Source organism: Gulosibacter sp., from assembly GCF_052090685.1.
Classification (GTDB): domain Bacteria; phylum Actinomycetota; class Actinomycetes; order Actinomycetales; family Microbacteriaceae; genus Gulosibacter.
Genome location: NZ_JBQDBE010000011.1, coordinates 1 through 26,314, shown reverse-complemented (window position 1 = coordinate 26,314; position 26,314 = coordinate 1). Strand labels below are relative to the sequence as shown.

At 61.8% G+C, this 26,314-nt stretch carries 21 protein-coding genes and 2 tRNA genes; 18 read left to right on the top strand and 5 right to left on the bottom strand.

The genetic code is table 11. From position 1 onward, the window contains the following. Window positions 1-47 precede the first annotated feature (47 nt). From ACTHXA_RS08755 to ACTHXA_RS08710, 10 genes are all read left to right on the top strand, one after another. Entirely contained in the window at window positions 48-2,021 is a 1,974-nt protein-coding gene (locus tag ACTHXA_RS08755; protein ID WP_441671432.1) for a M13 family metallopeptidase, read from the top strand. Between the two features lie 125 nt (window positions 2,022-2,146). Continuing rightward, window positions 2,147-2,491: a YtxH domain-containing protein gene (locus tag ACTHXA_RS08750; RefSeq protein WP_441671430.1), complete on the top strand. Its 345-nt coding sequence runs from the start codon at window positions 2,147-2,149 to the stop codon at window positions 2,489-2,491. Between the two features lie 35 nt (window positions 2,492-2,526). Beyond that, on the top strand, window positions 2,527-3,006 hold the full coding sequence (locus ACTHXA_RS08745; RefSeq protein ID WP_441671428.1) for a phage holin family protein: 480 nt from the start codon (window positions 2,527-2,529) through the stop codon (window positions 3,004-3,006). Beyond that, on the top strand, window positions 2,999-3,286 hold the full coding sequence (locus tag ACTHXA_RS08740) for a DUF3618 domain-containing protein (RefSeq protein WP_441671426.1): 288 nt from the start codon (window positions 2,999-3,001) through the stop codon (window positions 3,284-3,286). Before ACTHXA_RS08745 ends, ACTHXA_RS08740 begins: the two co-directional genes overlap by 8 nt. A gap of 48 nt (window positions 3,287-3,334) precedes the next feature. Further along, on the top strand, window positions 3,335-4,123 hold the full coding sequence (locus ACTHXA_RS08735) for a chlorite dismutase family protein (protein WP_441671424.1): 789 nt from the start codon (window positions 3,335-3,337) through the stop codon (window positions 4,121-4,123). 42 nt (window positions 4,124-4,165) lie between these two features. Then, a complete protein-coding gene (locus ACTHXA_RS08730) occupies window positions 4,166-5,068 on the top strand; it encodes a uroporphyrinogen-III synthase (RefSeq protein WP_441671422.1) in 903 nt (300 codons plus the stop codon). 59 nt (window positions 5,069-5,127) lie between these two features. After that, a complete protein-coding gene (locus tag ACTHXA_RS08725) occupies window positions 5,128-9,315 on the top strand; it encodes an aldehyde dehydrogenase family protein (protein ID WP_441671420.1) in 4,188 nt (1,395 codons plus the stop codon). 16 nt (window positions 9,316-9,331) lie between these two features. Next, window positions 9,332-10,567 (top strand): ornithine--oxo-acid transaminase, encoded by a 1,236-nt coding sequence (rocD, locus tag ACTHXA_RS08720; protein ID WP_441671418.1) that lies wholly within the window; start codon window positions 9,332-9,334, stop codon window positions 10,565-10,567. Between the two features lie 35 nt (window positions 10,568-10,602). After that, a complete protein-coding gene (locus ACTHXA_RS08715) occupies window positions 10,603-11,511 on the top strand; it encodes an alpha/beta hydrolase (protein ID WP_441671416.1) in 909 nt (302 codons plus the stop codon). Window positions 11,512-11,539: 28 nt separating this feature from the next. Then, complete coding sequence (locus ACTHXA_RS08710; RefSeq protein ID WP_441671597.1) at window positions 11,540-12,589, top strand: lipoate--protein ligase family protein; 1,050 nt, start codon at window positions 11,540-11,542, stop codon at window positions 12,587-12,589. A gap of 92 nt (window positions 12,590-12,681) precedes the next feature. Here ACTHXA_RS08710 and ACTHXA_RS08705 read toward each other — a convergent pair whose 3' ends face one another. Together ACTHXA_RS08705 and ACTHXA_RS08700 are read right to left on the bottom strand one after the other, a co-directional pair. Continuing rightward, window positions 12,682-13,344 (bottom strand): PepSY domain-containing protein, encoded by a 663-nt coding sequence (locus ACTHXA_RS08705; RefSeq protein ID WP_441671414.1) that lies wholly within the window; start codon window positions 13,342-13,344, stop codon window positions 12,682-12,684. 104 nt (window positions 13,345-13,448) lie between these two features. Next, window positions 13,449-13,784 (bottom strand): GNAT family N-acetyltransferase, encoded by a 336-nt coding sequence (locus tag ACTHXA_RS08700; protein WP_441671412.1) that lies wholly within the window; start codon window positions 13,782-13,784, stop codon window positions 13,449-13,451. A 181-nt stretch (window positions 13,785-13,965) separates the two neighbouring features. Between ACTHXA_RS08700 and ACTHXA_RS08695 the strand changes: the two genes are divergently transcribed. Beyond that, window positions 13,966-16,545, top strand: a complete 2,580-nt coding sequence (locus tag ACTHXA_RS08695; RefSeq protein WP_441671410.1) for a zinc ribbon domain-containing protein — start codon at window positions 13,966-13,968, stop codon at window positions 16,543-16,545. Window positions 16,546-16,688: 143 nt separating this feature from the next. Here ACTHXA_RS08695 and pgm read toward each other — a convergent pair whose 3' ends face one another. Further along, window positions 16,689-18,317, bottom strand: a complete 1,629-nt coding sequence (gene pgm / locus ACTHXA_RS08690) for a phosphoglucomutase (alpha-D-glucose-1,6-bisphosphate-dependent) (RefSeq protein ID WP_441671408.1) — start codon at window positions 18,315-18,317, stop codon at window positions 16,689-16,691. 62 nt (window positions 18,318-18,379) lie between these two features. Here pgm and pheA point away from each other — a divergent pair, with 62 nt between their 5' ends. After that, on the top strand, window positions 18,380-19,327 hold the full coding sequence (gene pheA / locus ACTHXA_RS08685; RefSeq protein WP_441671406.1) for a prephenate dehydratase: 948 nt from the start codon (window positions 18,380-18,382) through the stop codon (window positions 19,325-19,327). A 61-nt stretch (window positions 19,328-19,388) separates the two neighbouring features. Here the strand turns inward: pheA and ACTHXA_RS08680 are convergent, their stop codons facing one another. Continuing rightward, window positions 19,389-20,354 (bottom strand): diacylglycerol/lipid kinase family protein, encoded by a 966-nt coding sequence (locus ACTHXA_RS08680; protein WP_441671405.1) that lies wholly within the window; start codon window positions 20,352-20,354, stop codon window positions 19,389-19,391. A 53-nt stretch (window positions 20,355-20,407) separates the two neighbouring features. On the opposite strand from ACTHXA_RS08680, the gene serS reads away from it, so the two are divergent. The 6 genes from serS (at window position 20,408) to ACTHXA_RS08650 (ending at window position 24,683) form a co-directional block, all read left to right on the top strand. After that, entirely contained in the window at window positions 20,408-21,670 is a 1,263-nt protein-coding gene (serS, locus tag ACTHXA_RS08675; RefSeq protein WP_441671403.1) for a serine--tRNA ligase, read from the top strand. A gap of 7 nt (window positions 21,671-21,677) precedes the next feature. Further along, window positions 21,678-22,490: an HAD family hydrolase gene (locus tag ACTHXA_RS08670; RefSeq protein WP_441671401.1), complete on the top strand. Its 813-nt coding sequence runs from the start codon at window positions 21,678-21,680 to the stop codon at window positions 22,488-22,490. A 170-nt stretch (window positions 22,491-22,660) separates the two neighbouring features. After that, window positions 22,661-22,745, top strand: a tRNA-Ser gene (locus ACTHXA_RS08665). 45 nt (window positions 22,746-22,790) lie between these two features. Further along, window positions 22,791-24,062, top strand: coding sequence for an LCP family protein (locus ACTHXA_RS08660; RefSeq protein WP_441671399.1), 1,272 nt, complete (start codon window positions 22,791-22,793; stop codon window positions 24,060-24,062). Between the two features lie 58 nt (window positions 24,063-24,120). Next, a tRNA-Ser gene (locus tag ACTHXA_RS08655) sits at window positions 24,121-24,213 on the top strand. Between the two features lie 122 nt (window positions 24,214-24,335). Further along, window positions 24,336-24,683 (top strand): hypothetical protein, encoded by a 348-nt coding sequence (locus tag ACTHXA_RS08650; RefSeq protein ID WP_441671397.1) that lies wholly within the window; start codon window positions 24,336-24,338, stop codon window positions 24,681-24,683. A 181-nt stretch (window positions 24,684-24,864) separates the two neighbouring features. On the opposite strand, the gene ACTHXA_RS08645 is transcribed toward ACTHXA_RS08650, so the two are convergent. Next, window positions 24,865-26,133: an MFS transporter gene (locus ACTHXA_RS08645; RefSeq protein ID WP_441671395.1), complete on the bottom strand. Its 1,269-nt coding sequence runs from the start codon at window positions 26,131-26,133 to the stop codon at window positions 24,865-24,867. Between the last annotated feature and the right edge of the window lie 181 nt (window positions 26,134-26,314).

Below are 26,314 nucleotides of genomic sequence, written 5' to 3'. Positions count from 1 at the left end.
GTTCGGTTTCGGGTGCCGCTCATCGAGCGATCGGTACGCTGGTCAGCATGACGACCAGCAATAGCGCCAAACTCTCTTCCGGAATCGATTTCGAATCCCTCGACCAGCAGGTCCGCGCACAAGACGACCTCTTCCGTCACGTCAACGGAAAGTGGCGAAACGAAACCGAAATCCCAGCCGACAAGGCCTCCTTCGGCTCCTTCCACATCCTGCACGATGAGGCGGAGGTCGCCGTCCGAGAAATCCTTGCGGGCAGTGTGGATGCGGAGCCCGGCACGGGGCTGCGGAAGGCAGCAGACGCCTACGCCGCGTTCATGGATGAGGAGAAGCTCGCGAAGCTGGGCGCGGATCCGATTTCGCAAGACATCATGCAGGCACTGGTCGTATCTTCGATCGACGAGTTCCTTTGGGTCCTCGGCCGCAATGAGCACAAGGGCGTCGGCGGTTTCTTTGGCCAGTACGTCATCGGTGACCTCGGTGACCCCGCCACCAACGCGCTCTACTTCGAGCAGTCAGGGATCGGGCTGCCCGACGAGTCCTACTATCGCGAGGAGCAGTACGAGCCGATCCGCGAGGCCTACCGCGCCCACATTGAGCGGATGTTCGCGCTCACCGACGTGCCGCGACCCGACGAACGTGCCGCGCGAGTCTTCGAACTCGAAACGGCCATCGCATCCCACCACTGGGACAACGTAAAAACCCGCGAAGCCGACCTCACCTACAACCCGACCACGATTGAGGAGTTCCTCGGCCGATTCGGGGACCGCGATATTCGCGGATGGATGCAGGAGCTCCAGGCGCCCGAGGGCACCTTCGAACGCTTCGTGCTGAGCGAGCCGAGCTTCGCGGATGGTTTGGCGGAGTTGCTCGTCGAAGAGCGGCTCGACCAGTGGCGCGACTGGCTGATCTGGCGGATCGTGCTTGCATATGCCGCGGTACTCAGCCCGGAAATCTCCGCAGCAAACTTTGAGTTCTTTGGGACCACGCTGCAGGGAGTCCCCGAGCAACGCGACCGGTGGAAGCGCGGTGTTGGCCATGCCGAATCCCTTCTCGGCGAAGCCATCGGTGAAGAGTATGTTGCTCGTCACTTCAAGCCGAGCGCGAAAGAGAAGATGGATGATCTGGTCACCGATCTTCTCGCCGCCTATCGCGATTCCATCACCAACCTCGACTGGATGACCCCCGAAACTCGCGAGCGCGCACTCGAGAAGCTGGAGAAGTTCACCCCGAAGGTGGGGTATCCCTCGAAGTGGCGAGACTATTCGGAGCTGCACATTTCCCCCAATGACCTGGTCGGCAACGCGCGCCGCGCGGCTGTCTTCGCATCGAACTGGGAGTACGGCAAGGTGGGCAACCCCGTGGATCGCGAGCTTTGGCTCATGACCCCGCAGACCGTGAATGCGTACTACCTGCCGCCGCAGAACGAAATCGTCTTCCCCGCAGCAATCCTGCAGTTCCCTTTCTTCGACGAAGACCGGGATGCTGCCGCCAACTATGGCGCGATCGGCGCGGTCATTGGCCATGAGATTGGTCACGGTTTCGACGACCAGGGCTCGAAATATGACGGTGACGGCAAACTCGAAAACTGGTGGACGGATGCCGACCGCGAAGCATTTGAGAAGCACACCGCATCCCTCATCGGTCAGTATTCGGCACTCTCACCGGAAGGTGTGGACGGCGAGACCGTGAACGGCGAACTCACGATCGGGGAGAATATCGGTGACCTCGGCGGGCTCGGCATTGCCTGGAAGGCCTATCTGCGGCACCTCGACGGCGCCGAGGCCGAAGTCATTGACGGACTCACCGGCCCCGAGCGATTCTTCCTGTCGTGGGCACAAGCGTGGCGCGAAAAGCGACGCCCCGAGTACATGAAGATGCTCTTGGCGGTTGACCCGCACTCGCCCGCAGAGTTCCGCTGCAATCAGATTGTCCGCAACCTCGAGCCCTACTACGAAACCTTTGGTGTGGCCGAAGGCGACGGGTTGTGGCTTGCTCCGGAAGAGCGCGTCACCATCTGGTAATCAAGCTCTGGTCCACTTACAAGAAACCGTGACGAATAGGCGACTAGCCTGGGCTTTGAATGTTGTCCAGTTGCTGATCGTAAATATCGCAACCACGTGACTCAGAACTGTCGAAAGGGAACCTCATGAAGACCTCGACCAAGCTCTCCCTTATTGTTGGCCTCGTGGCCGGCTACGTACTCGGTGCGCGCGCCGGTCGTGAGCGCTATGACCAGATTGCTGCTGGCGCGCAAACGGTATGGAACTCCAAGCCCGTGCAAAAGCAGGTTGACAATGTCCAGGGCCTCACTAGCAAGTACGTTCCGAAGGCCGTCGAATCCACGTTCAAGGGTGCGGGAAAGGTTGCGTCCAGTCTGGTAGGCAAGGTCCTCGGTGACGAGTCGAAGTCGCAGGCGAAGCGCAATGCCAAGCCGGAGGCAACCTCCACGCCGGCGCCCGCCCCGACGGGTACCGCAGAGAACCCCGCCTAACCAGCTGTTATCGAGCGAACGAAAAGGAGTAGCGCATGAGCGACTACGACAAGGCTTCACAGGAGCCCCGCCGCGGACCGTTCCCGAATGCTGAAGAGCCGGTCCGTCTCGGAAGATTCAACCCCAAGTCCAAGCGCTCGGCCGCGAAATTGGCCGGGAGCGTCCCCAAGCTCGCAATCTCGCTCGCGAAGGATGAACTCGAGCGGGCCAAGACAGAAATGACCGCGAAAGCGAAGTTCGGCGGCATCGGCGCCGGGCTCTTCGCGGTGGTCGCATTCTTCGCCATCACGCTCTGGGCCGTCCTCATTACGGCGGCAATTCTTGGTTTGAACACCGTATTTGCGCCTTGGCTCTCGGCACTCATTGTGGCGGGCGCGCTGCTGCTGATTATGATCATCGCGGCCCTCGTTGCAATTTCACTCTTCAAGAAGATGAAGGGTGTTATGCCCGCGGAAACCATTGATTCGCTGAAGCAGGACGCGAACGCATTGAAGGGACTCGGTCAGTATGAGTAATGAATCAAATGAGCAGCAGTCTGTTCCCAAGCGCAGTGCGAGTGAATTGCGCAGCGATATTGAGAACACCCGTCGCGAACTCGCTGAAACGCTGGATGCGCTTGAGTACAAGCTCGATGTCCCGGCTCGCTTCAGTGAATGGGCCGACGAACGAAAAGAGCAGCTGCGTAAGCTAACCGATGAATCGCCCGCGGTCGTCGCAGGAGTCGCAGTCGGCGCAGTGGCCGTCATTGGCGGCATCATCGCCGGAGTTATCGGACTCTCGCGCCGCGGTCGCTAACCGCACTGCAAGGCAACCCGCACATTTTCAAAGAGGAGCGTTTGACCAATGACCGACACTGCCGATTTCACTGAGAACGCTCCGGTGTACTCGCTGTTCCTCGTGTTCGCCGAACCAGAACTCATCGAGACCCGTGCCTCCGCGGATGAGGCCGTGCGGCTCACCGAACAACTGAGCAACGTCTTCACGGAGTTGGCAGAGAGCCACGTTGAAGTCCGTGGAACCTACGATCTCACCGGCTTCGATTCGGAAGCGTCGGTGCTGATTTGGTTGCGATCAACCACGATCGATGATCTGCAGTGGGCGAAGCGTCAGCTGCAGCGCACGCTGTTGCTCGGTGACACGGTGATCGTGGAGTCGATTGTCACGCTGAGCGTGAGCGAACTCGAGGGCGAAGCGAAAACGTGGCTGAGTCTCGCACCGGTCTCAGCCGAACAGGTCGGGGACGACTTTGAAGACTTCGACGAGGACTTCGACGCCGAGTATGACGAGGATCACTATCGCGAAGATGAACTCGACGCGGAGGAACTCGCTGCGGCTGACCGGGAAACAGCCCAACAAACTGAAGGCCCAACAGACGATGCTGCAGGCCAAGAAATAGCTAGCGAAGAGTTCGAAGCAGAAGATCCGTACGAGGACTTCGAGGTGGAGTTAACCGGCATCCACACCCAGATCGGCATCGGCCAGTTGCGCTTGCTCGCCACAGTGGAAGCGGACAACCCGAGCCTGCTCATCGGCCGGTCGGTAACCATGCTGGAGAACGGACTCGTGACGGTCGCGAACCCCACGACCGGAAGAAACGTAACCACCGCTGAACTGTATGAGATTCTTCGATAACTTAGGAAGCGCATCCAAGAATTCTCGAAACGGACGGCAACTATGACGACATCCCAGCCCCTTAAAGGCTGGAAGATACTCGTGCCGCGCGGCGGAACTTTCGGAAACGACGCCTCCGAAGCTGTTCGCGCGCGGGGAGCATTTCCAATCACCGCACCACTCATCAACTTCGCCAGCCCCGCGCCGGAAGACTCGGCCATCCTGTCGGAGGCCCTTACCCGACTCCAATCGGGCGCCTACGACTGGCTCGCGGTAACCAGCGCGACGGCGGTCGACGTCATGCACTCGATGAATGTCCGAGTGCCCGAAGGCACGCTGATTGCCGCCGCGGGCGAAACCACCGCATCCGCCCTCGTGGCAGCCGGCTACCGCGTTGATTTCGTGCCCACCCACGACAACTCTGCCAAGGGTTTACTCGTGGAATGGCCCGAAATTCAACGCCGGATGCCCAAAGTCAACGTGCTCTGGCTGCACTCCGAAGCGTCGAAGCCGGCGCTCGCGCGCGGCATGAACCGCCGCGGTCACGGCATCGACTCGGTGGTCGCCTATCGATCTGTGGGCGTACCGGCTGCGGAATCGATCCAGCACGACATGAAAAACGGCCGCATTCGAGCGGTGCTTGTGACGAGCGGGTCAGTGGCCGAACAGCTCGTGAAGCAGTTTGCGCCGATCCCTGAGAATATTATTTTCGGCGCCATTGGTCCGCGAACGGCGAAGGATGCGCGGGCGCTCGGTTTGCGAGTCGACGTGGTTGCGCAGCAGCGCTCGGTCGGTTCGCTACTCGATGCCCTCGCTTGGTTCGATGGCGGCGAGGTCATGCCCGAGACCGCCATGATCGACCTGCGCACCCTGGCCGCCTGGGAGAATGACTCGTTGATCAGCAAGGAAGATGTACCGGCGGCCGACGAACCGCGCTCCGACACCGGTCCTACGGATCTGAAGTAGCGCCTCGATTTGGCGAGTGTCGCACTCGTGCTTTGGGCTCAGGTCGTTAGGCTCGGTCTATGGCAACTCCCTTCACTCCTGACGAAGCGAATGGGACCCGTTCGCCCGAGTCACGGGGTCAACGCGATGACATTGAGTTTCTTCGCGGCGACATTGAGCAGGTCCGAGCGCGGCGCGTTGAACGCGCCGATTTAGTGCGTGAAATTCTTGAGAAGAAACAGGATGAAGGCGATCCTGGCGCACCTTCGCCGGTGCCGGACGGGCCATACATCCTCGACGACGGCGCGATTGCCGAGCCGGTCGAGGCATCACCCCGTGGGGCGGCCGTGCAGCCGATCGTCCCGCCGATCGCGCCGAGTGTCGCGGCGGACCAGGCTGTTCCCGCGACCCTGCAAACCCTCCGCGAATGGCGCAGCCTGGACCGACAGGCGCAGGATGAAATCCGCGCGGCACAGGATTCTGCACCCAATGAGCGCAAGCGCGACAAACTCGATCCCGCCAATGACTTTCTCCGCGCGATCCGTGCCGAGGGCGGGGCAGACTTTCTCCGGCACCTGGTCGACGACGTCATCCGGCCCGATGACCTGCTCGCATCCGGCTTCGGGCTGAGCGACCTAAGGGAGGACATCCCCGACACCCTCACGCCGCGTACCCGCAGACTGTTTCAGATCGGCGCCTTTGCGGGCCCAGGCATCCCCTTCGTCGCGGTGCCCGCGGTGCGACGGGGGACCAGGGCATTCTTTGGCGATGCGCTTACTCGCGAAACCTCACTCGACGAGACCATCGCAAAATACTCCGCGGCATCAGTGGCCACGCGCGTGTCGCCACTGAGCGACCCAATTTTGGGTGATCGAGGAACGGATGCACTGCTCGAGCGGGTGCGCAGGCTCATCGCCAATCCCGCGGTTTCAGAAATTGAGTTGTCCTTTACCGATCTTGAACCGCGGCCGAATGAGTGGGACTTTGAGGGCACTGCCGATCACGCGGCCACTCGCTTCGCGATGCTCCTGCAGGAGGCGACCGCGAAGGCGACTCCCACCACACTCATGCTCCGCGCGCGCAGTTCGCGCGACCTTGAATTCGTCATCGAAACCGTGCTGCGAGCCATGGAATACGAGGGGCTGGAGCATGCACAGCTCGGTGTGACAGTCCCGGTTGACCTTCCCGATGCAAGCACCCTGCTGCGCCGACTCGCGGGTCGCGCGCACCTGCGTCGTGAAGATGGCGGGGCGCCGATCAAGGTAGGGCTTTACCGGCTCGCGGATCGTGCCGAAGAGCGCGCCGACGCGGTGCTGCACGGTTGGAAGCTCGCGAGCTATGTGGATGACAGCGAAGTCGACGCGAATATGTTCCGCATGATCGATGCCGCACTCGCACCAGAAAACCGCGGCGTAATCGGCCTCGAAATTAGTGGCGAAGTGCGGATGGACGCGGTCTTTGCGGTGCATCTCGCCCGATTGCGAGAAAACTACGTGCCGGTGACCGTGGTCGTGGACCAAATCGAATCATCTCGCGCAGTTGAACGATTCCAGCAGCTCGGAGCGCAGGTACGCACGCGTCTGCCGTTGCTCGAGGGTGAGACCCTGCGACCAGCGGCGCCTTATCTCTGGTCGCTCGTGACCCGCGCCGAGCGCGACTTGGAACTCATTGACCAGGCACAGGTCAGCTCCGATGGCGTCCATTCGGAAGACGAACGGGTCTTACAGGCAATGGCGCGGATGCATCAGGTCCACGCGGGACCTACCCGGAGCCAGACTCGAGTCGCTCCGGAAGAGGCACCGGGAATTACCGCATCCATTGCGCTCGAGCTCTTCCCAGACGGCCTCCTCGGTGAGGAACCTGCGCCTGGTGGCACCTCGACTGAACTTGATTCGACCGCGGATGGTGCAGTTGCCACCGGGGTCGATAACGCGGTCAATTCCGAAGACGCGAACGAGACCACCGTGCTCGGCGCAAAAACGGAGGATGCGCGCTCGAGTAGCACCGGCGCATCCGGCACCGGCGCACAGCGCACGGATGCTTCGGCATCGCGCGAGATCTCGCCGAGCGAGAGCATCGAAGGGGACTCGATCAACCCCGCCGACACGGGGGCCGCGCCAAATCTCACCGAGGTGGTGCTGGGGCTCCGACGCGGACGACTCTTGCGGAACACTTTCCGCAATGAACCGCTTTCGGACCCCACGGTGGCGGCAACTCGGGAGTGGGCAAGCCGCGTGCAGCGTCGCGCCGCGCGTTCAGAACTCGGCAAAGACGAGGCTGCGAGCCACGAGCTTCGTTCGGAAGCAGAAATCGATGAGGTGATCGCGCGGGCTCAGGCCGCCGGACAGCCGTGGAGTCAGACCAGCGGTTGGGAGCGAGCCGCTCGGCTCGAGCAGATCGCCAAGGCAATCGACGCCAATCGTGCGCGCCTGATCGAGGTGGCGATGAACGAAACCGGGCTGACCTTTGTTGAGGTGGATGCGGACGTCAGCCGCACGGTGGACCTCGCGAATTACGATGCGCACCTCGCTCGCCAGCTTGATCGGATGCAGGGCGCACAGTTTGATCCGGTGCAGGTTTCGCTTGCGGTGCCCGGCTGGAATCCTCCGGTATCGAGTAACGCATCCATTGTCTTCGCCGCGCTCGCGGCCGGCAGCGCCGTGGTGTTGAAGGCTTCACCGCGCACGGTCCGGACTGCAGCGGTCCTCGCGCGAGTGCTCTGGTCAACGGATCTGCCCTCCGACCTCTTGCAGCTGGTGTCGAGTGATCACACGGTTATTAGCGAGGAACAGGTCGGCCGGCAGCTCATTGTCGACCCGCGAGTCGAGCGCGTGCTCATGCAGGGCACCTACAAGACTGCCGCACGCTTTCTCGAATGGCGACCCGATCTGCCCCTCGTGGGCTCCGTGGGCGGCAAATCCTCCGTGGTGGTCACTGCCGCGGCCGATTACGATCAGGCAGCGCGAGAAATCGCCGACTCACTCATCTCCTCAACGGGACAAAACTCGCTCAGGCCCTCAACCCTCATCCTGGTCGGTGCTGCCGGCCGCTCGGAGCGGTTCGTGAATCAGCTGGCCGACGCGGTCATGTTTGCCAGGGTCGGCTACACGGCAGACCCATCCGTCCACGCGGGACCGATGATGAACCCCGCGGTGGGTAAAGCCCTCGAGATGCTCACCGACCTCGGGGAAGACGAGAAGTGGCTCGTCGAGCCACGCAGTTTGGATGACACCGGCCGGCTCTGGACTCCGGGCATCCGCACCGGCGTCACCGAGGAGTCGACTTCGATTACGAATGATGCGCCGGTGCCGGTGATCAACATCATGACCGTTCGCACGCTTGATGAGGCCATTGCACTGCAGAACCGCCTGGACTACGGACTCGGTGCCGGACTGTTCTCATTGGATCGCACTGAAATCGCGCACTGGGTGCAGGGCGTCGAAGCCGGGAACCTGTACGTGAACCGCGACGTCTTGGGCAAAGTCGTCCAGCGCCAACCCACCGGCGGTTGGAAGCAGTCCATGATCGGCACAAAACTGAAATCGGGCGGACCCAACGCCCTCATCCACCTCGGACGTTGGCGCGCCGATGAACACGAGCAGTCTCATACCTTGCACCTACGCGGCCTGGAAGAACCGGTCGCCCGCCTGATCGAGGCCCTGCAACCGGGGATGTCTTTCGACGAGTTTGAACGGGTGCGCCGGACCGCGTTGAGCTGTCAGATTGCCTGGAACGAGGAATTCGGTGAGGTCGTGGATGCGATCAATCTGCCGGTGGAGCGAAACCTGTTCCGCTACCGTCCGGCACCCTGCGTCATTCGATTCTCTGAGGATGCGACCGCGGATGAACTCGGTCAAGTGCTCGTCGCCGCGACCGTGGCGCGGGCACAGATCCTGCTCTCTTCTGCGTGGGAGCTGCCCGCGAGCCTCGCGCGTGAACTCGAGCTGCGCGAAGCAAAAGTGCGAATCGAGAGCAACGAGGATTTCGTCGCTCGGCTCGGTAGTGAGGGACTGCAGTCAGCGCCCCGGCTGCGTCTCATTGGCGGTTCGCGCAGTGAAGTGAGCCGGGCGCTATCCAACGGCGTCGACATCGCGGTGTTCTCGGATGATGTGACGCTTGCGGGTCGAGTGGAAATGCTGCCCTTCCTGCGGGAACAGGCCATTTCGATTCGTTCGCACCGCTATGGCAGGCCCGATGCGCGCATGCAGGGACTCTTCCCGCACGAGACCGTGCGCGACCCCGATGCCAGCTTGCTTGGGCTCGCATAGCGATAGGGTTGGGCCCATGAATGCATCTGTATCGCAGCGCGCCGAAAATGAGATTGGCAAGGTCAAGGACTACAGCGCCAACAATTACGCACCGCTCCCGCTCGTACTCGAATCGGCCCAGGGGCCGTGGATTACCGACGTTGACGGCAAGCGATACCTGGACTGCCTCTCGGCATATAGCGCCACCACGTTTGGCCACGCCTATCCGAAGTTCATCGAAGTGCTTCGCGAGCAGACGCAGAAAATCTCCATCGCATCCCGTGCCGTGTATGTGGAAGGCTTCGGTGACTTTGCCGAGGGCCTCGCGAAACTCGCCGGCAAGGAAATGATTCTGGCGATGAACACGGGTGCGGAAGCGAATGAAACCGCGCTCAAGGTGGCGCGCAAATGGGGCTACCGCGTCAAGGGCGTGCCCGAGGGACGAGCCAAAATCATCGGCGCGGAAGGGAACTTCCACGGCCGCACGACCACGATGATTTCGCTCAGCGATGACCCGGTTGCTCGCGCTGACTACGGGCCCTTCACCCCGGGCTTTGAACTCGTGCCCTTCAACGACATTGAGGCGCTCAAAGCAGCGATTGATGCGGACACCGTTGCCGTGTTCCTCGAACCGATTCAGGGTGAGAACGGTGTCTACGTGCCGGACGAGGGCTACCTCAAGCAGGTGCGCGAGCTCACCAGCGAGCACAATGTGCTGCTCATTCTCGACGAGGTGCAGACCGGTCTCGGCCGTACCGGCACCACGTTCCGTTTCCAGGCGGAGGGGATCGAGCCGGACCTTATTACGGTCGCGAAGGCGCTCGGCGGCGGTATTTTGCCGGTGTCGGCAGTGATCGGTAACCGGGATGTCCTCGGGGTGCTCGAGCCGGGCACGCACGGGTCGACTTTCGGCGGGAACCCACTCGCCGCAGCCATTGGCAAGGCCGTGGTTGATGAGCTCGCTACCGGCCAGTGGCAGAAGAACAGCCAGGAATTGCACGCCGCACTCTTCGAGCCGCTGCGCGCGCTCATCGGTCGCGGCGTGACGGAGGTACGCGGCGCTGGCCTCTGGGCAGGCGTCGACATTGACCCGAAGATTGGCACCGCGAAGGATGTCTGCGTGGACATGCTTGAAAAGGGCGTGCTTGCGAAGGACACTCGCGCCAAGACGATTCGCCTCGCCCCGCCGTTCATCGTGAGCCGTGAAGAAGTGGACCTGATCACGCGGGCATTCACCGAGGTCATCGAAGCCCGCTGGCAGGCGGCACAGTAGCAATGCCGGTCTCCGATCGGTTTTATACACCGGGCATGGACACCTCAGACGACGGGTTTGCGGTGGACTATGCCGAACACATCCTGCGCATCGAAGGTGTGGACGTGCACGTCTACGAGTGGGTGGCTGGCCGCTCCCCAAGGGGGATCGTGCACATCTCCCACGGCGCGGGCGACCACGCCCGGCGCTACCAGCGGCTCGCCAACGCTTTGAACCGTGCCGGCTACGCGGTTGTGGCACCGGACCTCCTGGGTCACGGCCGCACCGGCGTGGCCAAATGGGGACTCAGCAACCTCGGTCCGAACGGGATGCCCGCAGCCCGGCGAGCGCTGCGCGAAACCGTGCGCTGGACGCGTGCCCGCTATCCCGGCCTACCGCTGATTGAGGCTGGCCATTCCTGGGGTTCGCTGCTCGGGCAGCAACTGTTCTGGAACGAGCCGGATATTTTCGACGGCATTGTCTGGACCGGCACCACGCTCGCGCTTCCGGGGTTCGTGAACCCCGGCGATTACAACGCGAAGTGGGCCGGTGACGGACACGGGATGAGCTGGATCAGCCGCGACGTCGACGAAGTTCAGGCGATGATCGACGATCCCTACGGCTTCGATATCGCCGACTCTTCGGTGTGGACCCCGCTGGGTGCGCTGCAGCTACTCACCGTGCCACCCGCTCCGCGGCGCGGTCGGGATGCTCGGGTACCCATCCTCATCCTTGCCGGCACTGAGGATGTGATCGGCTTCGGCACTCGCGGACCGAAGGCACTGGCCTGGTCCCTGAAGCACATTACGCGGATGCAGGACGTCACGCTGCGGATCTATCCCGAGGCACGGCATGAGATCTATAACGAACTCAATCGCGACGCCGTCACCGCACAGCTCGTCGACTGGCTGCGCTGGCATTTTGAGGCACCGGGCTCGAGCCCCCGCGCCGAGGACAAGGACTAAGAAAGGCACTATGCAGGACACAGAGCGTTTGCACGGCGAATACAAGGTGCCCGGCGGCAAACTCGTGGTGATCGACTTCGACGTCGTTGAAGACGCGCTGGCGAATGTACGGCTCGCGGGAGACTTTTTCCTCGAACCCGATGAAGCCTTGGATGCGCTCAACGCCGGTCTCGAGGGGATGGCGACGAGTTCCACGGCCGAAGACATCACCCGCCGAGTTCGGGAGGCGCTGCCCGAGGAGGCGCAGCTGCTGGGCTTTAGCCCAGAGTCGGTCGCTGTGGTGGTGCGACGCGCGATTACCGGCGCTCGCGACTGGCGCGACTACGACTGGCAGATCCTGCATCCAGGCCCCCTTGCCCCACGCGTGCACGTCGCGCTCGACGAGGTATTGACCGAAGAGGTGGGAGCCGGACGCCGCGGCCCGACTCTGCGGATTTGGGAGTGGAACGAGGATGCGGCGATCATCGGCTCCTTCCAATCGGTCAAGAATGAGATCGATATGGCTGAAGCCGAGCGCGAAAAGGTGCAGGTGATTCGCCGAATCTCGGGCGGTGGCGCGATGTTCATGGAATCGGAATCGGTCGTGACCTATTCGCTCTATGTCCCCTCTGAACTGGTGTCGGGGATGAGTTTCGCGGAGTCATACGCGTACCTCGACGAGTGGGTGCTTGAGGGCTTGAACACGCTCGGCATTGAAGCGGTCTATGAACCGCTTAATGACATCACCTCGCCCAAGGGCAAGATTGGCGGTGCCGCACAGAAGCGACTCGGTTCGGGTGCCGTGCTGCATCACGCCACGCTGTCCTACGACATCGACGCGGAACGGATGGTGCGGGTGCTGCGCATCGGTCGCGAGAAGATGAGCGATAAGGGCACGAAATCGGCGAAGAAGCGGGTGTCTCCCTTGCGCACACAAACTGGTATGCCGCGCGCAGAGATCATCGACAGCCTGATTGCGACCTTTGTCGAGCGCCACGGCGGCACCCCCGATGAAGTAACTGAGGCGGAAATGACGAAGGCTCGCGAACTGGCTGAAAGCAAGTTCGCGAGCCGTGAGTGGACCTATCGCGTTCCCTAGTAGTGCGGGGTGCTCGTCATTCGAGGTCTCGTCAGAGGTGGTCTCGTCATGCGTGTCCTCGTCATTGGGCGCGATGGGAGGCCTCGACGGTATTAGTCGTCTGAGTCGTCATCGTCGTCCGAGTCCTCGGTGACTTCACCGGTAACCGCATCCACGTTGAGGTCGCGGTCATCGTCGTAGTCGACTGACCAGACGACGGTTCCGTTCTCGGTTTCGAGGTCGACGTCGTCGATAGTGCCCGGCTGGTGAGCGAGGGCGGCCTCGATCGCTTCGATCATGGTGACCTCAGCAGTGTCGATTTCACGCTGGTCATCGCCGTCCACTTCGCGCTGTTCGGTCTCGTCGAGGGTGGCGGTGCCGTCAGGGGCTACATCAACTTCGTGCAGGGTCGTACCCTCGGCGACATCGATGCTGAACTGCTTATCGCCGTCATCTTCACGGTCAAGGTCGATGGCAATGCCGCCGTTGCCGATCAGCTCTTCGGCGGCAGCGATCGCGGTGGCATATTCGGCTGCGTCTGCAGATCCCTGCTGACCATCATCCTGCTGGGTTGCGTCGTCCGAGGGTTGGGTGGCGGTGTCATCGTCCTGCTGCGAAGCGTTGCCGGGGCCGCTCGTTTCGGCCGGAGCATTCTGCTCTTCTGTTACGGGGGCCTCCGGTGCCGAGACATCAGTGCCGGCGCACGCGACCAGCGCGAAAAGCACGGCGGGTGCGGCGAGGGCGGTAATTGCGGTGCGTCGTAGTGATTTCGTCATGCCTTTAACCTATTCATTGAGAATTAGAAGTTTGTGAGGGAAACGGCCTGATCAATGAGAGATTTGTGAGGACGCGATCCTTGATCTCATGGCTCAGGCACGGTCTAGGGCAGCTCATCCGGTCGGCGTGAGGTGAGGTGCACATACTCGGGATGGTTCGTGAGCCACTTTTGCACGTAGGAGCAGTCGGCAATGACCGGGAGCTGACTGGTTCGGCCGAAGTCATCGAGCGCAAAGCGGACCAGTTTCGAGGCGATGCCCGTGCCCTGGTGGGCCTGATCGACAACGGTGTGATCGAAATGCACACCGTCGCCGAGCTCGCGGTAGGAGCAAAACCCGACGATCTCATCGTCGTAGTGGACGACGTATCGGTTATTCGTGGGGTCTTTTGAGTAGCTGTACTCGGCTTGGGTGGTTTCGGATGCGGTTGCTTCAGACATGCGGCAACGCTAGAGATTGAATCCGTACTTTTCCCGAGATTTATTCGGAATCAAGGCCTCGCGCGCTCAATCTTGGCGTGCGGTCGGGCAATCCTTCGTGGAGACAGGTAAATTTGTGGACAACCTGGTCGGCGATTCTTGCGAAAACCGCCCGATCGCGGCACTCAAGGAAGTGGTGAGCATGACGAAATGTCCCCAGTGCGGAGCAGCAACCTTGCCTTCGCAGCGCTTTTGTGGCGAATGCGGAACCCGTCTGCACGAGCAATCTGGTGCGCAATCCTCCGCTGACCGCAATGCGGTACCGCATCGTCCCGGTGGCGGGAAGCCCGACCCGTGGGATGTCGGGGCTACTGGAGACACCGGAGAGTTCGAGGATGATTTCTTCAGCCGCTACCGACCGAAGTCGGCGATCGCGGATGATCAGGACGGCTCCGGCCCGCAGCCGCCATTGCCGCCACGACGTTCTCGTCGTCGATTTGAACCGGATCTGAACGGGCGCTCGACGCCACCAACACCACCATCGGTTCCGCCACTGTTTCCGCAGCGCCGTGACGAGGATGCGGCGCGGCCAGCCCCGATGCCGGAGCAGCCTTCGCAGGGCCCTTCTGCTCCCGCGCGCTCGCCCTTTTCGGGTCAGCAGTTTGGAGACCAGCAAGGCTTCGGTGAGCAGGATGCACAGCGAGGCGCTTCGCAGGATGCTGCGGCTCGGGAGCGTGCCGAGCAAGAACGGGCTCAGCAAGAGCGAGCTCGGCAGGAGCAGGCTGCACGCGAGCAGCAGGCCGCGCAGGAACGTGCCGCGCAGGAACAGGCGGTGCGGGCGCAGGCTGAGCAGCAGCGTGCCGCACAAGACCAGGCCGCGCGCGAGCAGGCTGAGCGCGAACGCATCCAGCGGGAGCAAACTGAACGCGAGCAACGCGCTGCGGAAGAGCGCGCTCGTCAGGTGCAGGCAGTCCGTGAGCAACAGGCCGCCCAAGAGCAGGCGAAGCAAGAGCAGCTCGCTCGTGACCGCGAATACCGCGAGCGGGTTCAGCGTGAGCAAGCTCAACGCGAACAGGCACAGCGGGAACAAGCTGCGCAACAGCAACAGCAACAGCAACAGCAACAGCAACAAGACTCGAGCATGCCGTGGTTACCCGTTCCGGATCAGGCGTCGCAGGCAGGTCCGGAGCAGAGGTCCCCGCAGTCGAAGAGCAGCGAGTCTGACGTATACGACGACGACGCAACGTTTACGCAGCTGATCAATGGGCTCCAAAATGACCCGGCGGACAAACCGATTGTGTCGGATGGCTTTGATCAGACCGGCATGATGCCGGTCGCAGGCAGGGGCGCCGGGGAGCAGCAACCAACACAACGCCCCGGTGATGCAAGTTTCGCGCCCGATGGTTTTGCTGCGGAAGAGCAGGTTGACCCCGCCGACCCGCAGGCTGCTCCACGCACCGAGGCCGAACGTCAGGCGCAACAGCGTGCCGCGGAATTTTATGGCACAACGCCCGCCGCTCCTCAACCCAGCCAGCAGCAGTCAATGCCGCAACTGCCACCAATCTTTACCAACTCTGAAGACAACCGGGGCGGCATCAACCTGCCGGGCCAACCGGGCCAAAATCAGCGGGGCGTCGGTCAGCAGGGCAGCGATCAGCGCGGCACTGGCCAGCATGGCACGAACCAGCCCGGTGCGGACCAGCCTGGTGCTGACCAGCAGGGCGCCGACCTATTCGGATGGCAGCAATCCGGTAGCCAACAGCCCAATACGGAGCAAGGCCAACCGGCATCCTTCGACCAAGACCAACCGCTTGCCTCACCATTCGTAAGCGATGCCACCACACCAATGGACGTGCAGCGCGGTTCGCAGCCTGGGACACAGCGTCAGCAACCGCAGCAATCGCAGTCAGCGGCAGATCAGGACGAGGGATTCTGGCCCTTCGGTACCGAGCTGGATGAAGGTTCCGGCCGTCCAGCGGCAACCACCGGCGCCGGATATGCCGGTGCCGGCTCAGGCGCAGGAGCCGCCGCAATGGGAGCTGGCACAGAAACTGCAGCTGGCGCAGCCGGTGCTGGCGTTTCCAGCGGACACGGCGGCGGGGCTGGCGGCGGCTACGGTGCTGGCTCGGGTGGCACGGGCGGTGGGTCGGACAATGAATCAGCCGAAAAGAAGAAGGGCCTGCGCACCATCCTGATTGCAGCAGTTGTCGCGGTCGTCGTGATTGTTGGTGCCTTCGTGATTAGCGGACTTTTCGGTGGCGAGGACAACCCTGTCGCTGAGGAATCTGCGTCGCAGCAGCCGCAAGAGGAAAACCCCGATGGCGGTCAGCAAGAGGATCCAGACGGCAACGGTGAAGAAACGCAGTCACAAGCGCCGGAGACGCAGGTCGCGGACTTTGATCCCGTGACCTTCCAATCGCGATCGGGGAACCTCCGCTGTCAGATCACGCCGGAGGGCGGAGCGACCTGCCAGATCTTGCAACAAAACTTCAGCACGCCTGACGAAGCATGCACCACCGGGGGCAACTCCGGTGTCGCGGTCGGGGTGAACGAAGAGGGCGTTGTGTGGCCCTGCCTTTCCAGCAACTTGGGCAGCAGCGACGTGGTCGAATACGACGAAGAAGTGAGCGCGGGCGACTACACCTGCTCAATCAACTTCGAAACCGGAGCCACCTGCGAGAACGGCTCAGGGGCAAGCTTCACACTCGAGTTCAGCGACGGCATCGACACCAGCGGCGACACCGCATCCGAACCACAACCGGAAGTCGAACCCGTCGGCTAGCGCCAAGTAGTGCCGCCCACAAGACCACGCCGGGTAGCGAAAGATCCGCGCTACCCGGCAACCGGTAATCGGCAACCTGCAAGAGGGTCGATGAGCGCGTGCCTGTCTCGCAGAGTGGTCAACGCTTGCTGCTCCCCGCCCGGCTATGCGCCGTTCAGCGCCGCATCGACGATCGCTTTGGCTTCGGTTTGCACCTGGGCGAGGTGGTCCGGGCCCTTGAAGGACTCCGCGTAGATCTTGTACACGTCTTCGGTGCCGGAGGGGCGTGCCGCGAACCAGCAGTTTTCGGTGACGACCTTGACGCCGCCGATTGCGGCGCCATTACCCGGCGCCTCGGAGAGCTTCGCGAGAATCGGCTCACCGGCAAGCTCGGTGGCGGTGATGCTCTTCCCGGAGAGCTTCTTCAAGATGGCTTTTTGCTCGGGCGTCGCTGGCGCATCCACTCGCTGATAGGCCGGGTTACCGAAGGTTTCGGTGAGTTCCTGATAGCGCTGCGCCGGCGTCTTTCCGGTGACCGCGAGGATCTCTGCCGCGAGCAGCGCGAGCAGGATGCCATCCTTATCGGTGGTCCAGGTCTTCCCATCGAACTGCTGGAAGGCGGCACCTGCGGATTCCTCGCCACCGAAGAGAATCGAGCCGTCGGTGAGCCCGGGAACGAACCACTTAAAGCCCACCGGTACTTCCACGAGTTTGCGTTCGAGGGAATGCACCACGCGGTCAATCATCGAGCTCGACACAAGCGTCTTCCCGATCCCCGCGCTCTTCGACCATTTCGGTCGGTTGGTCGCAAGGTACTCAATCGCTACGGCGAGGTAGTGGTTCGGGTTCATCAGGCCGCTGGTCGGGGTGACGATGCCGTGGCGGTCGGCGTCGGCGTCATTGCCGGTCAGAATGTCGTAGTCATCCTTGAATGCGAGCACCGAAGCCATCGCGGCGGGGGAGGAGGGATCCATGCGGATCTTGCCGTCCCAGTCGAGCGTCATGAAGGGCCAACGGGGGTCTACCTTCGGATTGACCACGGTGAGGTCGATTCCGTACTGGTCGGCAATCGCCTGCCAGTATTCGACGCTCGAACCGCCGAGTGGGTCCGCACCGATGCGCACACCGGCGCGCTGGATCGCTTCGAAATCGATGACCTTTGCGAGGTCGTGCACATACGCTTCGCGGAAGTCATAGAACCCGACCCGACCATCCGAATTCATTTCCTTGACATCCTGCAGACCGGCGGCGATGAGCTCATTGGCGCGGTTCTCGATCCAGGAGGTCGCATCGGAGTCTGCGGGTCCACCGTGCGGCGGGTTGTATTTGAAGCCGCCGTCCTGTGGCGGATTGTGGCTCGGGGTGATGATGATGCCGTCGGCCAGTTCGGTATTGTCGCGGTTTGCGTTGTACGAAATGATCGCGCGCGACAGCGCCGGAGTCGGCACCCAGGAACCGCGCGAATCGGCACGAACCTTCACGCCATTGCCGGCGAGGACATCGAGTGCCGATTTCTCGGCCGGGTCACTCAGTGCATGGGTGTCGCGACCGATGAACAGCGGGCCGGTGATCTTCTTGCTTGCGCGGTATTCGCAAATGGCCTGCGTGATGGCCTTGATGTGTGATTCAGTGAACGAGCTCTTGAAGCTGGAGCCACGGTGCCCCGAAGTGCCAAACGCGACTCGCTGTGCCGGGTCGCTCACGTCGGGTACGTTGCGGTAATACGCACCGATGAGCTGGTCGACATCAATAAGGTCTTGGGGACTGGCCACTGTGCCTGCTCGTTCATGCATGCCTCAATTGTCACAAATTTCATTGAACGCTGGCTGGCTAATCCGCAATTAGGCTGGAGCGCATGAGCGATACCGAAACGCGACCCGACGCATCCAACACGATCTCTTTTTTGGGACCCGCGGGAACCTTCACCGAGGCGGCGTTGAAGCTCGCGCCGGAGGCGCAGGGCAAGGTTTGGAAGCCCGTGACGAATGTGCTCGAAGCGCTCATGGATGTGCAGTCCGGCAAGTCATTCGCGGCCATGGTCGCGATTGAAAATTCGGTGGAGGGAGGGGTGACGGCATCACAGGATGCATTGGCCACCATGGATGGGCTGCGGATCATTGGCGAGTACATCGTGCCGATTCGTTTCGTGCTCGCGGTGCGGCCGGGCATCGGGCTCAAGGACATTGAGACAGTCGCCGCTCATCCGGTCGCGTATGGGCAGAGCCGCCGCTGGCTGCACCGGACCTTGCCGGACCACCTCTTCGTGCAGGCCTCCTCAAACGTTGCGAGTGCGCGGATGCTCTTCGACGAGGATGAGGTTGCGGATGCTGCGATCACCCCGCCGACGATTCGCGATCACTTCGATGTGGACATCGTCGCCGAAGATGTACAGGACAGCGCGATTGCTCGCACGCGATTCCTGCTGGTGACCACGCGAACCGATTTGCCGCCGCGCACCGGCAGCGATAAAACCTCGCTGATCGTGACCCTGCCCGATGAGCGCCCGGGCGGGCTGCTGTCGATGCTTGAGCAGTTCGCGGCGCGCGGCATCAACTTGTCGATGATTACCTCGCGGCCCATCCCCGAGCATCCTGGCCGCTATCGCTTCGTCATCGACCTCGACGGTCACCTTGAAGACTCGAGGGTTTCGGATGCGCTGCTCGGCCTCCGCAGATACAGCCCCTCGGTGCGGTTCCTCGGCTCCTACCCGCGGGCGGTGCAGTCACCGGTTTCGGTGGACCCGGCCTATTCCGACGACAACTATGCGGAAGCTGCCGACTGGCTGAAGGGGCTCGTGCGGTAGGGCGGCCGGGCTGTGGCATGCGGTTGGCGGATACCCCGGCGGTTGACGCCGTACCCGCTGCTCAGCGCGGTACCCGCACCGTAACCGCATCCGACAGCACACTCACGTGTGCCGCCACGATCTCGCCGGCGGCATCCCCGTCGAGCTCGAAGGATTCCGGTTTTGAGTCCACGCGGAAGGTGAATTCGCCGTTCTGGTAGTAGTTCAGCACGCGCATCTTCCGCTCGCCCGCCTCGCGCGGCCGGCGTCCGGAAGCCCCCAACTGCTTCGCGAGCCCACGAGCCACCACTCCCGCACCGACCATCGCCCAACCGATGGGACCACGGGGCCGCATGATGACCATGTCCAGGACCCCGTCATCCAGCTTGGCCTCGGGCAGCAGCCTGATCCCGCCAGTGAGCAGCCCACAGTTGCCCACCATGATGGTGGATGCGCGGGTACCCCAGGTGCGATCCTCGCCGACTCGGTATCGGGCGCGGAAGGCGCCGCTACCGATCATCCATTTGGCGATGCCGCCGATATAGGCGGGCCAGCCGATTTTCTTTTTGAGGTCGTCGTCGGTGTGCTCGATCATGCCGGCGTCGAGACCGATCCCGGCGATCACGGCAAAAATGTACGACTCCTTGTCACCTTCGGGACGCTCGACCTCTGCTTGGGCGAGGTCGATTCGGCGGTCTTCGCCCGCGAATGCCACATCGAGCGCTTCGCGTCGATCGAGCGGCTCGATATCGAGGTTGCGGGCGAGCAGATTGCCGGTGCCTGCGGGCAGAATGCCGAGGGGCGTGTCGGTATTCGCCAGCGCCGCGATCACGAGGCGAACCGTGCCGTCGCCGCCCGCTGCAATCACCAGATCCACTCCCTGCTCGAGAGCCTCGCGCGCTTGGCCGTAGCCAGCATCCTCCGGTGTGGTCTCGATGACGAGGGTGGGTTCCCAGCCGTGGCTGGACTCGATACTGGGGAGCGCGGTACGCAATTCTTCGAGGTCGAGCTTGGACGGATTGACGATAATTGCGGCGCGTTGCGACATATCCGCATCTTATGTCGAGAGAATGCGTCGAGCCTGGCGGCTACCATGTCGGTGTGATCGACGTTCAACTTCTCCGTGACCAGCCCGACCTCGTTAAGCGCTCCCAGGAGGCGCGCGGCAATGACCCGGCGACGGTCGATGCTGCCGTAGCTGCCGACCTTGCCCGACGCGAAGCACTGCAGCATTTTGAGTCACTGCGCGCCGAGCAGAAGACGAAGTCGAAAGATATCGGCAAAGCTTCGAAAGAGGAACGCCCGGCGCTGCTTGCTGCGGTCCAGGAGCTTTCGAACCAGGTAAAGGAGGCACAAGCGGCGGCAAATGACGCCGACGAAGCCTTCTACGAAGCCGTGCGGGTCATTGAAAACATTGTGATCGATGGCGTCCCCGCGGGTGGTGAAGATGACTTCTCCGTGCTGCGGCACGAGGGCGTGAAGCCGGAGTTCGAGTTTGCACCCCGCGACCACCTGGAAATTGGCGAGTTACTCGGTGCGATCGACATGACTCGTGGTGCGAAGGTCTCCGGCGCACGCTTCAGCTTCTTGCGCGGCATTGGGGCGCAGCTGGAACTGGCAATCATGCAGCTCGGGCTGAACAAGGCGATTTCGAATGGCTTTGTGATGCTGACCCCGCCGACGCTCGTGAAGCCCGAGGTGATGCGGGGCACCGGATTCCTCGGCGAGCATGCCGACGAGGTGTACCACTTGCCCGCTGATGACCTCTTCCTCACCGGAACTAGTGAGGTCGCGCTCGCGGGCTACCATGCCGACGAAATCATCGACGTCGATTCGCCGCTGCGCTATGTGGGCTGGTCGACGTGCTATCGCCGCGAGGCGGGGTCCGCAGGGAAGGACACACGCGGGATTATTCGCACCCACCAGTTCAACAAGGTTGAGATGTTTGTGTACGCGAACCCGGCGGAGGCGGATGCGGAGCACGAGCGGCTCCTTGCCTGGCAAGAGGAAATGATGGCCGCCCTGGGGCTCCACTACCGCGTGATTGACACTGCCGCGGGTGACCTCGGTTCTTCGGCCGCACGCAAATTCGATATTGAAGCGTGGATCCCGACGCAGGATGCGTACCGCGAGCTGACCTCCACATCCAACTGCACGACCTACCAGGCACGTCGCTTGAGCGTCCGCGCGCGTGGCGAAGATGGCAAGGCCGCACCGGTTGCCACGCTCAACGGTACGATCGCGACGACGCGTTGGATTGTGGCCGTGCTCGAGACTCACCAGCAGGCCGACGGCTCGGTGCTGGTGCCAGAAGCCCTCCGACCGTACCTGGGCGGTCAAGAAGTGTTGCAGCCGAAGGAATAGATCACTCATGACCACTGATCGCATGCTCATTGCCCTCGACATCGATGGCACCATTTTGGATGTGGACGGGGAGATCCCTGACGCGACGCACCAAGAGATCGATCGGTTGGTCGCAGCCGGTCATGAGGTCATGCTCGCGACGGGCCGTTCCGCTCGTGACACGCTGCCGGTACGCGAGCGACTCGGAATCGAACCCGAATTCGTCGTGTCGGCAAACGGTGCGATGACGCTCGCTCAGGATGCATCCGACGCACGTGGCTATTCGGCTCGCTGGGTCGAGACCTTCGACCCCACGGATGCGCTGCAGGCGCTCAAGGGCGTGTTGCAGAACGCGCGGTTTGCCGTCGAGGGTGAGGATGGGGTGTATCGATTCTCCGGGCGCTTCCCGGAGGGCACCTTCGAAGCGCAGGGAATCGAAGTGCCGTTTGAAGAACTCGCGGCAGTGCCCGTGACACGCCTGGTGGTCGTCTCACCGGACCAAACCATCGAGGAGTTTCTCGAGCACGTCGAGAAGTCGGGCCTGCACTCGGTGAGCTATTCGGTGGGATGGACCGCGTGGCTCGATATTGCACCCGATGGCGTGAATAAGGGCACCGCACTTGAACGAGTGCGTCAAGAACACGGCATTGATCCGAAGAATGTCTTTGTTGCCGGGGATGGCCGCAACGATATTGAGATGCTCGAATGGGCGGCCGCAGGTGGTGGCCAGGGGGTTGTGATGGGGAACGCGCCGCAGGAAGTGATTGATGCGGGGAACGTGCTCGCGGGTGATTTCTACCACGACGGACTCGCCAAGGCACTCGCCAATATTTCTGGTTAGGGCGGTAGGAATGAGCGGTGCCCGCTGGTTTGGGGCAACAAAAATCCGCTCGATATCGCTTACACTAGGGTCGTCCAGGTTGAATCTGACAAGAATCTCGGGGTTCCGAAACTTGTTCGCTACTATTGGGCGGGTCCAAGTTGGTTCGTTATAGAATCGTTGCTTGGTCAGGAGGGCTGTCCGAGCGGCCGATGGAGCTGGTCTTGAAAACCAGTGGGCAGCAATGTCCCGTGGGTTCGAATCCCACGCCCTCCGCGAAGTGCTTAGGCGCTACCGTTCAAATCAACCTGAGGACTCTTCTTGTCACGTCGAACCGCTAACGCGAATGCATCGCGAGTGCGCATTGGTGGTACTGAGGCTCGACACGGCCGGCTGCCAACCACGAATGCGGCGAAGTCGATCGGTAAGGGCATCGCGATGGCGCTGGGCGTAGTCCTGGTGTCAGTGCTCACCTTCGGCGGCATCGTGTACGCCAACCTCCAGTCCGGCGTGCAGACCTTTGATCTCGCCAATAATTCCCCCGAAAGTGACGACATTTTCGAAGGCGGAGTAAACATCCTGCTGGTCGGCAGCGACTCGCGCGCCGATGAAGACGGCAATATCCAGGCTGGCGCATCCACGAGCGTCCTCAATGACGTCAACATGCTCTTCCATCTCTCGGAAGACCACTCGAATGCGACGGTGGTTTCGATCCCACGTGACACGCTTGTGGATCGCCCGCAGTGCAGCGGTGACGATGGCGTGACTTACGATGCGCGAGAAGGGGTGATGATCAACTCCATTCTCGATGACGGTGGCGTGAACTGCGTGGTGTCCACCGTTGAGGACATGAGCGGTATCGACATTCAGTACGCCGCGATGATCGAATTCAACGGCGTCATTGAAATGTCGAACGCGGTTGGTGGCGTGGAAGTGTGTGTTGAGCAGCCCATCAACGACACCTATTCCGATCTCTACCTCGATGCCGGCTACCACTCGCTGCAGGGTGAAGAGGCGCTCAAGTTCTTGCGTACTCGACACGGTGTCGGGGATGGTTCTGACCTTGCCCGCATCCAAAACCAGCAGGTCTTCCTCTCGGCGCTGATGCGAACGGTGAAGAGCAACGAGACGCTAACCAACCCCACCAAGGTTTACGGCCTCGCACGTGCGGCGACGCAGAACATGTTGCTTTCGAGCAACCTCAATAACGTGGATACGCTCGCGAGCCTCGCCTATGCCCTGGCCAGCGTCCCGCTTGATCAGTTCGCGTTCGTGCGGTTGCCCGTTGTGGATTCCTCGTGGTCGCCAGGACGGGTCGAGCCTGCCTATCCCGAAGCTGAGCAAATGTGGGAAATGATCGAGAACGACGAGCCATTGAACTTTGGCGCGGATGAGACGGAAGCGCCCGAGACTCCGGGTGAGACACAGGGTCCAGGAACGCCGGAGAGCCCGGAGGCGACCGCAGAGGATGAAGCGCCGTCAACTGATAACGGCGATGTGGCACCAACGACGACACCGAGTACCGCGCCGGAGCTCGACGGCCAGACTGCTGATAACGAGTCTTGCTCGAATGCTTCCGCAGGACTGTTCTAGCTTCGGTAATTGCGGGCGGCTGAAGGCGACGCAAATTCCGTGTACACTTGCCGAGTCTGGACACGTCGCATAGTCAGGCCTAGTGCACCACCCTGCTAAGGTGGAGTCCTCAATTTGGGGACCGAGGGTTCAAATCCCTCCGTGTCCGCCAGCTGAATACCCCCGACTTCCTTGCAGTACTGCAGAAGTTGGGGGTTTCGTTCTCCTAGATTGCCTGTTCGCCGAATTCGGCTGCGGTCACGCGTTCGCGGGCGGGCCGTTAGTGTCGAGTCTATGGATGAGTGGATAGCGCATCGCAGAGGTCTGGACGGCGAGTTGTTGGGATGGCTGCGCCCAGAAGGCGAGGGCTTCGTTGTCATCGATTTGCTCGGCCGCGATCGCACCAGTGAAGTGGACTGGCTTGCCGGCGAGGAGTTCCTCGAAGAGCTCGGGATCGGCTACCTTGCGGACAAATACGAGTTGAAGCGTGACGATGGCCGCTGGCACCGCGTGCGCATCACCGAAGTGTCCACGAAGTCGATCGCACTCAAGCAAGAAGACTGGGGCGACATGACCGCCACACCAGTATTCTTCAGCGTCCCCTTCCCAATGGACGAAAGCCAACTGCGCCCGATCGAGTAAGGAACCTAGTCTGGTGCTTTCCGGGTGGTCGTTCCCGGGGCGCTCTTTCCAGGGTTACAGTCTCCTACCGAAATCACCGCTCTGAAAAAGTGCCACGGATTGGTGCGACACGCGACGACACGCCCGAAGAATGTCTTCTCGTGGCACTTCTTCAGAAGGTGCGGGTGACCTTGGCGATTGCTCAGGCGCTACTTCGCGGCGACTGATTTTGGCCGGGGAGCACGAGGGCCGCGACCACGAATGCGATCAGGTAGAGCGCTGCGACCAACGCGATCAGTGCGCCCCATCCCCATTGCTGGAAGAACAGGCCGCCGACGTATCCGAGCACGCTCGAGCCGATGTAGTAGCAAAGGTTGTACAACGCGGTGGACTGCGCCCGGCCGAACTTCGGGTAGGCGCCGGCCCATCCCGAACCAATCGCATGCGAACCGAAGAACGCCGCCGTAAACACGATGAGTCCCGCAATTACGGCAATGAGGTTGGGGAACATCATGACGCCTAAACCGACTGCGGTGATGACTTGGAAGATCAGCATGACGCGCTTCCGGCCGAACTTCCCACCGAGACGGCCGGCGATTGGCGAGGTGAACGTGCCCGCGAGATAGGCCAAGAACACGAATGATGAAACCCACACGGGGAGAAGGAAAGGCTCCTCGGTGAGGTGGTAGCCGAGATAGTTATACACCGCGACAAAGCCACCCATCAAGAGGAACGGCTGCGAATAAAGCGCGAGCAGCACCGGATTTTTGAGATGTCGCCACGAGTTCGTAATCGTGAACTGCACCGACTGCCACACGCTCCCGGCCGCCGGGCCGAGGGGCATAAAGCCGTGCGGAGACGGGGTAAGCGCCATAAAGAGAATGGATGCGATGATCGATAGCGCTGCGACGGCAAGGAAGCCAATTTCCCACGAACCGGTCCACTCGCCAACGGGGCCGCTGATGATGCGACCTGAAAGCCCACCAATCGTATTGCCGGCCACGAACGTGCCACCCGCAGCCGCCGCATCCGACTTGTGTATTTCTTCATTGATATACGCCATCGCGACGGCCGGTACGCCACCGAGTGCCATGCCTTCAAGGAAGCGAACCAAGAGGGTGAGCTCGAATGTGGGCATCATGGTCGAGAACAACCCGAGCACGGTTGCCGCGACCACAGCAATCGAGATGGTTCGCTTTCGGCCGATTCGGTCGGCGACGAGTGACCACGGCACGACAGCGATAGCGAGACCACCGGTGCCCATCGAAATCATGAGTGAGGAGTCGGCAACACTCACGCTGAACGCCTCGGAGATCTGTGGCAGTAGCGCTTGCGGCGCGTAGAGCTGCGCGAATGTTGCGATCCCAGCGAGCATCATGGCCACCTGGATGCGGATATAGGCGCCCGTACCCCGACGGTGGCCAATCCATGTTGATCCGGTGGCGGAATACCCAGGATCGTTAACAGTCACCCTCCTACCATAGGCGCGTTGGGCAAGTTCGATTCCGAACCGGCCTTCGCCGCTGTGCTCGGTTTGCGATTCCAAATCCAACGGGCTATGCTTGCTCAGTCGCCAACACGGCGGCCTGCGCCTGTGGCTCAATGGATAGAGCATCTGACTACGGATCAGAAGGTTGGGGGTTCGAGTCCCT